The 11,744-nt window shown below is 46.2% G+C and carries 12 protein-coding genes; 10 read left to right on the top strand and 2 right to left on the bottom strand.

Translation table 11 applies throughout. The features are described 5' to 3' along the window. On the top strand, positions 1–244 hold a 244-nt coding region (locus RIB93_RS09960; RefSeq protein WP_446372632.1), incomplete at its 5' end, for a hypothetical protein. A gap of 25 nt (positions 245–269) precedes the next feature. On the opposite strand, the gene sufR is transcribed toward RIB93_RS09960, so the two are convergent. Continuing rightward, positions 270–926 carry an iron-sulfur cluster biosynthesis transcriptional regulator SufR gene (gene sufR, locus RIB93_RS09955; protein WP_446372631.1) on the bottom strand — a complete coding sequence of 219 codons (657 nt, stop codon included), beginning with the start codon at positions 924–926 and terminating at the stop codon, positions 270–272. Positions 927–1,169: 243 nt separating this feature from the next. Here sufR and sufB point away from each other — a divergent pair, with 243 nt between their 5' ends. From sufB to RIB93_RS09920, 7 genes are all read left to right on the top strand, one after another. Continuing rightward, on the top strand, positions 1,170–2,609 hold the full coding sequence (sufB, locus tag RIB93_RS09950) for a Fe-S cluster assembly protein SufB (RefSeq protein WP_446372630.1): 1,440 nt from the start codon (positions 1,170–1,172) through the stop codon (positions 2,607–2,609). 222 nt (positions 2,610–2,831) lie between these two features. Further along, a complete protein-coding gene (gene sufC, locus RIB93_RS09945) occupies positions 2,832–3,620 on the top strand; it encodes a Fe-S cluster assembly ATPase SufC (protein ID WP_446372629.1) in 789 nt (262 codons plus the stop codon). Then, positions 3,620–4,978 carry a Fe-S cluster assembly protein SufD gene (sufD, locus tag RIB93_RS09940; RefSeq protein ID WP_446372628.1) on the top strand — a complete coding sequence of 453 codons (1,359 nt, stop codon included), beginning with the start codon at positions 3,620–3,622 and terminating at the stop codon, positions 4,976–4,978. Before sufC ends, sufD begins: the two co-directional genes overlap by 1 nt. A gap of 200 nt (positions 4,979–5,178) precedes the next feature. Then, complete coding sequence (locus tag RIB93_RS09935) at positions 5,179–6,441, top strand: SufS family cysteine desulfurase (RefSeq protein ID WP_446372627.1); 1,263 nt, start codon at positions 5,179–5,181, stop codon at positions 6,439–6,441. An 801-nt stretch (positions 6,442–7,242) separates the two neighbouring features. After that, positions 7,243–7,458, top strand: coding sequence for a hypothetical protein (locus RIB93_RS09930; RefSeq protein WP_446372626.1), 216 nt, complete (start codon positions 7,243–7,245; stop codon positions 7,456–7,458). A gap of 377 nt (positions 7,459–7,835) precedes the next feature. After that, the gene (bioF, locus tag RIB93_RS09925) at positions 7,836–9,005 is read left to right on the top strand and encodes an 8-amino-7-oxononanoate synthase (RefSeq protein ID WP_446372625.1); all 1,170 of its coding nucleotides are present in this window, start codon (positions 7,836–7,838) and stop codon (positions 9,003–9,005) included. Positions 9,006–9,095: 90 nt separating this feature from the next. Further along, on the top strand, positions 9,096–9,290 hold the full coding sequence (locus tag RIB93_RS09920; protein ID WP_446372624.1) for a PEP-CTERM sorting domain-containing protein: 195 nt from the start codon (positions 9,096–9,098) through the stop codon (positions 9,288–9,290). Positions 9,291–9,545: 255 nt separating this feature from the next. On the opposite strand, the gene RIB93_RS09915 is transcribed toward RIB93_RS09920, so the two are convergent. After that, positions 9,546–10,139 carry a Uma2 family endonuclease gene (locus RIB93_RS09915; RefSeq protein WP_446372623.1) on the bottom strand — a complete coding sequence of 198 codons (594 nt, stop codon included), beginning with the start codon at positions 10,137–10,139 and terminating at the stop codon, positions 9,546–9,548. A gap of 490 nt (positions 10,140–10,629) precedes the next feature. Between RIB93_RS09915 and RIB93_RS09910 the strand changes: the two genes are divergently transcribed. Then, positions 10,630–11,142: an NfeD family protein gene (locus tag RIB93_RS09910; protein ID WP_446372622.1), complete on the top strand. Its 513-nt coding sequence runs from the start codon at positions 10,630–10,632 to the stop codon at positions 11,140–11,142. Between the two features lie 42 nt (positions 11,143–11,184). Next, on the top strand, positions 11,185–11,727 hold the full coding sequence (locus RIB93_RS09905; RefSeq protein WP_446372621.1) for an NfeD family protein: 543 nt from the start codon (positions 11,185–11,187) through the stop codon (positions 11,725–11,727). Positions 11,728–11,744: the final 17 nt, after the last annotated feature.

Below are 11,744 nucleotides of genomic sequence, written 5' to 3'. Positions count from 1 at the left end.
GAACAAGAGTATAAGAGATATGAGGAGATTCAGGATAATGCTCCTGTTTCTCGGCAGGGGGGTGATGGGTGAGATGGGGAAGATGGGGGAGATGAGGGACATGGGGGAGATTAGGGAGATGGGGAAGATGGGGGAGATGGGTGAGATGGGGGAGATGAGGGAGATGAGGGAGATGGGGGAGATGAGGGAGATGGGGGAGATGGGGGAGAGGTTTCCCAATCAACGAATGACAAATGACGAATGACCAATGACCAATGACCAATGACCAACTATTTCGCCTGAATCAAATAGCCACACTGATGTTCTCCTTGATTAATCCAATGGGTGCGCTCGACTTGACAATCGGGTAGGATAGCGGCAAACATTTCCAATTCATGTCCGCAGACGCTGGGAAAGGATTCAGCGACGTTGGAAATTGCACAGTTGTGTTCTCTGAAAATAAACTGGTTATGAGTCGGCTCGCTAGCCTCGCTGGATTCGACCGGATACCATTCCGCCATGTATCCTTCACTTTGGCGCAGTTCTACCAATTTGGCGACTCGTTCGGCTAAGGAACCTTGACCCAAAAGCTGGCGGTATTCCATGGCTTTGCGTTCCCACTGTTTCTGGAGGATGGTACTCACCTGATCCCGACCCACGGTTTCTTCCAGGGTGTCTAGCAAGGACACGGCAAACTCGCCATAATGGTTAGGGAAGCGATCGCGTCCTTTTTTGCTCAAGCGGTAAACATGTTGAGGACGCCCCATTCCCATGGATACCGATTTATACTCAATTAGTCCCTCGGCTTCTAAATCCTTCAGGTGACGCCGAATAGCTTGGGGACTAATATCCAGAGCTTCCGCTAATGCATGCGCGATCGCTTGCTCCTGTTTGAGTAAATACTGCAAAATGTCTTGCTTGGTAGAAGATTGCTGAGTGGTGGTCATCGGCTTTTGGGGTGAAATCACGCTTGTGTTAGGGCAACAGAAGAAATTTAGTTGACTTTGACAACATCTTAGTTGTTAATATAACCTACAATAGAGTTAAACAACAAAAGTGTTGTTTTAGTCTAGAGCTAGTGCAACGTCGTCTAATCAGCCCGAACCTTAGAAAACAGGTGACGGGTTCATTGATACAGAAACGCTCCCGCCCACTTCCCATCCTTAATCGAAGAGAGAACACTGAAGCGAATGACTGCTACCGTCAAGAAATTAGTTAACCAACCCTACAAGTACGGCTTTGTCACCGACATTGAAGCCGATACCATTCCCCGTGGCTTGAGTGAAGACGTAGTCCGCCTGATCTCCGCCAAGAAGAACGAACCGGAGTTCATGCTGGAGTTTCGTCTCAAAGCCTATCGCCAATGGTTGAAGATGGAGGAACCGACGTGGCCCCACGTTCACTATCCGCCGATCAACTATCAGGATATCATTTACTACTCCGCTCCGAAGAAGAAAACGGAAAAGCTCAACAGCCTAGAAGACGTTGATCCCGCCCTCCTGGAAACCTTTGAAAAACTGGGGATTCCCCTATCTGAACAGAAGCGACTGTCTAACGTCGCCGTGGATGCCATTTTTGATAGCGTTTCCGTCGCCACCACATTTAAAGGCAAGTTAGCCGAAGCTGGGGTTATCTTCTGTTCCATCTCCGAAGCGCTGCAAGAACACCCAGAATTGGTGCAGAAATATCTGGGGAGTGTGGTTCCCGTTGGCGATAATTACTTTGCTGCCCTGAACTCGGCGGTGTTTAGTGACGGTTCCTTTGTGTTTATTCCCAAAGGTGTCAAATGTCCTATGGAACTGTCCACCTATTTCCGGATTAATACTGGGGAAACAGGACAGTTTGAGCGCACCCTGATTGTCGCTGAAGAAGGGAGTTCGGTGAGTTACTTAGAAGGGTGTACCGCACCCATGTACGACACCAACCAACTCCACGCCGCCGTTGTCGAACTCGTCACCCTAGATAACGCCGATATTAAATATTCCACCGTACAAAACTGGTTTGCAGGTGATGAGAAGGGTAAAGGCGGAATCTATAACTTTGTCACCAAGCGCGGTTTGTGCAAAGGCGTTAACTCCAAGATTTCCTGGACGCAGGTAGAAACGGGTTCAGCGATTACCTGGAAATATCCCAGTTGTGTTTTGGTTGGAGATAACTCTGTGGGTGAGTTTTACTCCGTGGCGTTAACCAATAACATGCAGCAAGCCGACACCGGAACCAAAATGGTGCATATCGGCAAAAACACCCGTAGCACGATTATTTCTAAAGGGATTTCTGCTGGCAATTCTAAGAATAGCTATCGGGGTTTAGTGAAAGTTAGTCCGAAAGCCAAAGGAGCGCGGAATTATTCCCAGTGCGATTCCATGTTGATTGGGGATACCGCTGAGGCAAATACGTTCCCTTATATTCAAGTCGAAAACAATATGGCTAAGGTTGAACACGAAGCCTCAACCTCGAAAATTGGCGAGGATCAGCTTTTCTACTTTACCCAACGCGGCATCTCCGAAGAAGATGCAGTTTCCATGATTGTCAGTGGTTTCTGTCAAGATGTCTTCAACGAACTGCCGATGGAATTTGCCGCTGAAGCCGATAAATTATTGAGTCTGAAATTAGAAGGAGCCGTGGGTTAGGGATTGGGGAAGTACCATGGCGCGTCTGTAGGGGCGGGTTTCACGACTATCGCTTGAAATGGTGCGTTACGCTTGAAATGGTGCGTTACGCTCCGCTAACGCACCCTACGCACCCTACACCCGCCCCGATTGTAGAGACGTAGTATGCTACGTCTGGAACATCCCCTCCCTTTTTCTCCCTTATCCCGAATAATCATTGATTTGAATTGGTGAACACTTGTAATGATTAGAGAAAATAGCGACGTAATTTTATCCGTCCGCAATTTGACGGCAAACGTTGAAGGACAACAAATCCTCAAGGGCTTAAACCTAGAGGTGAAGGCGGGAGAAATTCACGCCATCATGGGGCAGAATGGCTCAGGTAAAAGCACCTTTTCTAAGCTTTTAGCGGGACATCCCGCCTACGAAGTTACAGGTGGCGAGATCACCTTTCTGGGGCAAAATCTGCTGGAACTCGAACCCGAAGAACGGGCATTATCTGGCATATTTCTAGCATTTCAGTATCCCTTAGAAATTCCTGGAGTGAGTAATTTAGACTTCTTGCGCGTCGCCTATAATTCCCGCCGTAAGCATCAAGGATTAGAGGAAATTGATACCTTTGACTTTGAAGACTTAATCGAGGAAAAGCTGGACATTGTGAAGATGAATCCCAGCTTTTTAGAGCGCAGTTTAAATGAAGGCTTCTCTGGCGGCGAGAAGAAGCGAAATGAAATTCTACAAATGGCGCTGTTAGAACCTAAACTGGCGATTCTCGATGAGACAGATTCCGGTTTGGATATTGACGCGCTGAAGATTGTCGCCAATGGGGTAAATCATTTGGCAAATCCCGACAATGCCATGATTTTGATTACCCACTACCAACGGATGCTCAATTATATTGAACCCGATTATGTCCATGTCATGGCAGGAGGGCGCATCCTCAAAACCGGGGGTAAGGAATTGGCATTAGAATTAGAATCCCGTGGTTATGAGTGGGTAATAGAAGAAGCGGCGGCTGAGGTGATTGCCTAATGAGTATACAACTATCTGCAAAACCGGAAATTTCCTATTTAAAGGCGTTATTAGACCAATGTCGCCAAGATGAACCCGTCGTCGGGGGACAATTAAACGCCACTCTCGGGCAACTGCGGGATCAAGCAGCGGCGATTGTGGAAGAATTAGCGATTCCTACCCGTAGAGATGAAGAATGGCGGTTTACGGATTTGTCGCCGTTATTGGCGGTGAATTTCCAAGGAGTTGAGGCATTTTTTGAGCAATTCCTGCAACACCTAGACTTGACTTCCCTCACCCTACCCGAAACCCCGGATAGTCGATTAGTCTTTGTCAATGGGGTGTATGCGCCGGATTTATCGTCGGTGAGTGGATTACCTGAAGGCGTGTATGTGGGTAATTTGGCGGGTTTACCTGCGGCGTATCAGGAACGAATCCCCAATTATTTAGGCAAGCAACAGGGCGCGTCTGATATTTTCGCCGCCCTGAATACATCGGGACTCACGGATGCAGCGGTGGTGTGGATACCCAAAGCTAAAATAGTCGAGACACCGATTCATCTGCTGTTTATTTCTACCACTGACGATGTACCTGTCATTTGCCAACCGCGCTGTCTGGTGGTTGCTGAAGCGGGTTCGGTGGTGAATCTGATTGAACATTACGCAGCGAATGTAGACGGATGTCCCGATATTCCGGTAAATCGTCCTTATTTTAATAACCAAGTGACAGAGATTTGGATTGAGGATGACGCCCAAGTTATCCATACCCGGAATCAGCGAGAAGCGATTGATGGGTTCCACATTGGTAAAACAGCCGTCACTCAAGCCCGGAATAGTCGTTATACCTGTAACGCAATTAGTTTAGGGGCGAGATTCTCCCGGCATAATCTAGAAATTGTGCAGACGGGTGAGGGGACTGAAACCACACTGAATGGGTTAACCATGATTGGTGGGGAACAGGTAGCCGATACCCACAGTGCTGTACTGTTGAATCATCCTCATGGCATGACCGACCAGTTGCACAAATGTATCATAGATGACCGGGCGCACGGAGTCTTCAATGGTAAGGTTTTCGTGCCGCAATCGGCTCAATTTACCAATGCGGCTCAATTGAATCGCAATTTATTGCTTTCAGCTAAAGCCCGTGTGAATACCAAACCGCAATTGGAAATTACGGCTGACCAAGTTAAATGTTCTCACGGTGCGACGGTGAGTCAATTAGACCCGGAGGATGTATTCTATTTACAAAGTCGAGGACTGAATGAAACCAATGCCCGGAATCTATTAATTGATGCTTTTGTAGCGGAGATTCTCCAGCGAATCCCGGTGGACTCCCTACGGCAAAGACTGTCCCAATGCGCGATGTGTAGAACAATGTAGAGACGTGCCATGGCACGTCTTTCCGGGGCGGGTTTAGGGATTAAGGTTGATTGTTTTATCTAGTTTTTAGGCAAAACCCGCCCGGAATCTGATCCTTCGCTTTGCTAGTAGGAGATGGTTTTGAGTTTTATAATTATTTGACATAAGACCAATAACATAAGACCAATGACCAATGACAAAGGACAAATGACAAAGGACAAATGACCATCACCCAAGAAAAAACCCTAGCTGCTATCGTCCGTTCTGACTTTCCCATTTTGCAGGAGAAAGTTCACGATAAACCATTGATTTATCTTGATAGTGCTGCTACCTCTCAGAAGCCGTTGGCGGTGCTGAATGCGTTGCAAAACTATTATGAAAGGGATAACGCCAATGTCCACCGAGGTGCTCATGCGCTGAGTGTCCGCGCCACAGAAGCTTATGAGTCAGCGCGGGATAAGGTGGCGGCGTTTGTGAATGCGGCGTCGCGGAATGAGATTGTGTTTACCCGGAATGCCTCAGAAGCGATTAACTTGGTGGCGTATAGCTGGGGATTAAATACGTTGCAGCCAGGGGATGAAATAATTCTCTCGGTGATGGAACATCACAGCAACATGGTTCCCTGGCAAATCATTGCTCAGAAGACGGGGGCGGTGTTGAAGTATGTGGAACTGACGGAAACTCAGGAGTTTGATTTAGAGCAGTTTAAGTCTCTGATTTCTGAGAAGACGAAGTTAGTTAGTGTGGTGCATGTCTCGAATACCTTGGGATGTATTAACCCAGTCGAAGAGATTAGTGCGATCGCACATCAGTATGGCGCTAAGGTATTGATTGATGCTTGCCAATCTGTCCCTCATACACCGATTGATGTGCAGGGGATGGATTGTGACTGGTTAGTCGCATCGGGTCACAAAATGTGTGCGCCCACCGGGATTGGTTTTTTGTATGGCAAGTTAAACGTGCTGCTGGAAATGCCGCCATTTATGGGTGGCGGTGAGATGATTTCGGAAGTCTTTCTCGACTATTCCACCTACGCCGAATTGCCCCACAAATTTGAAGCCGGAACCCCTGCGATTGGGGAAGCGATCGCGTTGGGTGCGGCGGTAGACTATTTAATGGGGATTGGTATGGATAAAATCCATGCTTATGAGGAGGAACTCACGGCGTATCTGTTCGAGCAGTTACGGGATGTTCCTGATTTGACCCTGTATGGTCCCCAACCGACAGCAGAGGGGAAAGGAAGGGCGGCTTTGGCTTCGTTTAATGTTGAGGGATTGGCGGCGAGTGATGTGTCTACTCTATTAGACCATGAAGGAGTAGCGATTCGTTCAGGTCATCATTGTACTCAACCGTTGCACCGCATTTTAGACGTAACGGGTTCGGCGCGGGCGAGTTTGTATTTCTACAATACGCGGGAAGAGATTGACGTTTTTGTTCAGGCGTTGACAGAGACAATTGACTTTTTTAAGAGTGTCATGGAGTAGAGTTGTGGGGTGGGCATTGCCTACCCTACAGTCATGCTCCAATCAGCCCTCAACTAAAGTTGGGGCTAAAAGCTTAAACCCGTTAAAACGGGTTCAAAGACTTACCCCGTAGGCTGATACCAAGTTGCAGTCTATGGAGTAGAGTTGTGGGGTGGGCATTGCCTACCCTACAGTCATGCTTCAATCAGCCCTCAACTAAAGTTGGGGCTAAAAGCTTAAACCCGTTAAAACGGGTTAAAAGACTTACCCTGTAGGCTGATACCAAGTTGCAGTCTAACGTAGAATCTGTCATGCTGAGCAGAACCCTTCACGACCTTCGAGGGCAGGCTCCGTGAAACGGAGTGACGCGAAGCATCTATCCAGATTCTTCGCTTCGCTCAGAATGACATGATAGAACGCAACTCGGTATGAGGCGGAATTGAGGTTAAAGATAATAAATTTATTTCCTGGCTATATGAGTCAGTAATTAAATTAAGCATGAAATACAGGTGTGGTACCGCTAAAATAGGGGAATAAGCTGTCACGCATTTACATTGGGTATTAGTAGCGAGCAAGATGCAAAGCCTGCGGCATGGCTTCGCTAAACGCACTACAAGCAAGGATTTCGTCCGTTAAGTAGTCGGACAAAAGAAAACGACACCGTACTAAGTTGTGTAAACAAACCTCAAACCCTTACAAAGGACGTAGCTTGATTCTCGCTCCCTTGAGTATGACGAATGACGAATGACAAATGACGAATGACGATCCCCACCGTTCACTTTAATTGTCCCCACCAAGTTATCACCTTAGGAGTCATCAGCGATGGGCATTGAGAATAGAAGATGGAAAGGATTATTTGCTCCCACTGAAGTTGTTGAACTGAAACAGATGTGTCTAACCCCTGGACAGATGTTTCAACCGGGAAAATATAAGGCTGAAGATTTACCGGAGATTGCTTTTGAAATGGGTTTGGTTGAGAGTGTAAACACTGGGGAAACCCAACAGGATAAAGTTGATACGGCTGCTGAAAAAGAGTAAGCTAAGATGCATTTAAATTGTGTATTTCCTGTTGCCTGTTGCCTAATCTTAACCTTATGTGGAATGTCACGATCCTTAAGGCTGGTGGGCAATGCCCACCCTACTTCGCTTTTTTTTGCACGGAATATAGGATTCAAAGCCGGGAGCATGTCAGTTTTGCATAAAACGCTCAAGCGAAACCCAACAGGTCGATGGCGTTGGGTTACTCTTCGAGAAGGCTTCGCCTACGTTCCTCAACCCAACCTACAAAGGTGACATGCTCCCTTCAAAGCCTCTCTCCTTGCAGGAGAGAGGTTTGGAGAGAGGTTTTCTAGATCCCGTGAAAAGTAAGGTTCCCTGTTACCTGTTCCCTAATCTCAACCGTTAACTTTCTACTTATGAAAACCAACCCTTATGCTTGGTTAGAAGACTCTCTTTCGACTATCCGCAAAGCCAACTGGTATCGTTCAGTACAAGCGCTGCAAAATCGTCCCGGTGCGGTGGTAAAACTGGAAGGGCAAGAAGTCATTAACTTTGCCAGTAATGATTATTTAGGATTGGCGGGGGATGATCGTTTAATTCAAGCGGCGATTACAGCGACTCAGCACTACGGTACAGGTAGCACTGGTTCTCGGTTACTCAGTGGACATCGGGAATTGCATCGAGAATTGGAATGTGCGATCGCATCTCTGAAACAAACCGAAGATGCATTGGTGTTTAGTTCGGGTTATCTGGCGAATTTAGGTGCGATCGCGGCTTTAGTCGGGAAGCGAGATCTGATTCTGGCGGATCAGTATAATCACTCTAGCCTCAAGAATGGGGCAATTTTAAGTGGTGCCACGGTGATTAACTATGTCCACACGGATATGGAAGACTTAAAGCATCAACTGGTTCACCATCGCCACAATTACCGCCGTTGTCTGATTGCCACCGATAGCGTTTTTAGTATGGATGGGGATTTGTGTCCGTTGCCAGACATTCTCTCACTAGCGGATCAATTTAGCAGCATGGTATTAGTAGATGAAGCCCACGCGACGGGTGTTTTAGGCGTAACAGGTGCAGGCTGTGTGGAACATTTTGGCTGTACGGAATACCCCTTAATTAAAATGGGAACGTTGAGTAAAGCATTGGGGAGTTTGGGGGGATATATCGCAGGTTCAGCGACTCTAATTGATTTCTTGAGAAATCGCGCCCCTAGCTGGATTTATACCACTGGATTATCTCCGGCTGATACGGCGGCGGCGTTAACGGCGGTTGAAATTATCCAAAAAGAACCGCAACGTCGCGATCGACTCTGGCAGAATGTAGAGATGCTCCAGTTTCTGATTCGGGAAAAGCTATCTGATCTCCATGTATTGCCGTCTGAATCTCCGATTCTGTGCCTTCAATTTACTAGCGCCAAAGAGGTTATGAACACGGCACAAAAACTAAAATCCGCAGGTATTTTTGCCCCAGCGATTCGTCCTCCTACGGTTCCCACCAGTCGAATTCGCATTTCGGTTATGGCAACTCATGAAGCGACTCACTTTCAGTTATTGGTGCAATCACTGCTGCGAGGGTTGGTTTAAAAACCTCTCTCCAAACCTCTCTCCTACAAGGAGAGAGGCTTTGAATACTCCCCCTTCCGGGCAATAAAAGTTAAAATATTTCTCTGTTGCTTGTTGCCATTTAACCGCGTAGAGATTCTTGAGACAGTCGGAGCGGCAGATAATGAGTTTTATGGAACTTTTTATACTTCACAGGTTGAACCTGTACCTGAACCTCTCACTATCCTTGGTTCAGCTACAGCATTAGGCGTTGGAGCTTTACTCAAGCGAGAGTCTTCTAAAAAGAAGAACAAACACAAGTCATGACTTAAACCAATTCATACTAACCAAAAATCAAACGAGTAAGCTGCCATCAGCGCTTTACTCCCCCAAAAATTTCCAAAGCTAACACAGAGCGAAGTCGGGTGGGTTGAGCGAAGTCGAAACCTACCAGTCTACCAGTTAGTAACCTTCGACTTAAAACCAAATCCGATGATACAAATCCCCTTTATCCCTTGGCTGATAAAAGCCTTTTGCCTTTCACCGAATTTTATTATCTTAACCTGAATGCTTAGTGCTATATTACTCAGACTCAGTATCTTCAGGTTCAAATTTAACCTTGTTATACGCATCAGTTAAGGAAATTTCAAAATCGATTGAGGAGAACGATATTACCTCATCTGATTCGTCATATTCACGCAATGACCATTGTTTAGCGTCTATCTTAGAAAAATGTTCGACATATCGTTTAGTTTGATCCAGGAGTAAATATTCCCGAAAACTAGGAATTGTACGGTAAGCCTGAAACTTGTCACTGCGATCATACCTTTGGGTTGATTTTGACGAAATCTCGATAATCACTTGAGGATTCGTGATTGTATCAGTGCGGTTATTGTAATAGTCAGCTTCTCCTGCAATAACCATAACATCGGGATAGGTGTAGATCCGTCTTTTCGGTATCCACAGACGCACATCACTCATGAAAACGTCATACTCTTGGGTTTTAAACGCAAAATTCAGTGCCGCAGAAAGATTACCGGCTATCAGATTATGATTGGTAGATTCACCTGCCTTATGGAAAATTTGACCGTCAATGTACTCGCTTTTATAGTCGGCTGCTTCCTCCAGGGTTCGATATTCCTCTGGAGTGTAGTATCGCTGTTCAGTAACCTGCATGGTTAAACCGAGGATGTTGAACTAAGGGTTACTTTTACTGTACCTCCTTAACGGTTAAATAAGCTGTTTGGCATTTAAACCTTAATGTCAATAATGGCGAAATCTTTGTAGTGCGTTTAGCGAAGCCATGCCGCAGGCTTTGCATCTTGCTCGCTACCCTTTCATCTTGCTCGCTACCCTTTCATCTTGCTCGCTACCCATTCCCAACTTAAATGCGTGACAACTTAATCAGGATTTACACAGCAACACTACTTATGGGGGTAAAGGTGCGTTACGCTACGCTAACGCACCCTACGAGTCTTTACCTCCTTAACGGTTAAATAATGACGAATGACTAATGACTAATGACGAATGACTGACTTCCTGGGAAGTCGATGAGAACTCGATAAGAACTCGAATAACTCCATCATGAACTCAAATCACCACCGGATTTAATAGCAATTAGCAAGAGAAAACCCTTGCGATTAACTGAGTTCACGAGGACATTCATGTGTTATCCCAGATTTTGGCACAGGCGACGACTCAATCAACTTTTCGGATTACTCCACCTATATTTTGGCTGATTGTAGGTGTTCTACTTTGCCTAGTTGAGTTCTTTATCCCCAAATCTTGGTCGAAGCGATGCCGATTTATTGCCCTGATGATGGGTGTAGGTGCGCTACTTGTCTCATTTATTGTATGGCAGGGCGCGATCGCACTGGGGTTTGAGTGGCAATTTCTGATGTATGACGGGTTTAGCTTACAGGTGATGTATTGGATGGGATTATCCTTTGCCTTTGCTATCTGGTTGCGCCCTATGTTGATTCGGCGTCCTAAATATACTATCCCAGAGGCGACTCAAGCCCAGGTATTAACCGAGATATTACCCGGAGAAACAGGGCGAGTCATGTATGAGGGTTCCTCTTGGCAAGCCTGTTGTGCCGATTCCCAACTTGCGATCGCACCTAACCAAACGGTGTATGTGGTGCGGCGAGAGGATAATACCTTGATTGTCATGCCATAAGTTGGTTATTCGTCTTTCGTCCTTCTATTTGGAAATAGTCAGATGTTCACATTGCTGTTAATGCAGACAGAAGTGAATCGCATTGATGCCCAAACAATTCTGGCACAAGCGACTACAAAGTCAGCATTTATTCCTCATCCATCCTTGTTCTGGTTAGGTAGTGGTGTTGTACTTTGCCTACTGGAGTTGTTTCTGCCAAAAGCCTTCACCCAAAAGTTCAAACTTGTGCCTCTGTCGCTGGGAATTATTTCCCTGATCATAGCGTTTAGCTTGTTTAGAATGACAAGATTTATCGCATTTCGCTGGCAAGTCGCTTACTGGATGTTACTGTCTACAGCCTCCATTATCTGGATACGTCCGATGCTACTGAAGCGGAAAAAATTTAAAGTGCCAGAAGCAACGGAAGCCCGCACGTTAACTGAAATTTTACCTGGAGAAACCGGACGAGTTCTCTATGAAGGCAGTTCTTGGGCGGCGCGTTGTCAAGAACGGCAAATGAGTATTCCTGCCAATCAAACTGTTTATGTTGTTGGACAAGAGGATAACACATTAATTGTTTTGCCGGAACATTTATTTCGAGCCTAATGGGTTCATTATCCGTG

Origin of the sequence: Coleofasciculus sp. D1-CHI-01, from assembly GCF_040218875.1 — a bacterium.
In the GTDB taxonomy this organism is placed as follows: domain Bacteria; phylum Cyanobacteriota; class Cyanobacteriia; order Cyanobacteriales; family Coleofasciculaceae; genus Coleofasciculus.
The sequence above is the reverse complement of the archived record's forward strand: the minus strand, read 5'-3'. Positions and strand labels throughout refer to the sequence as shown.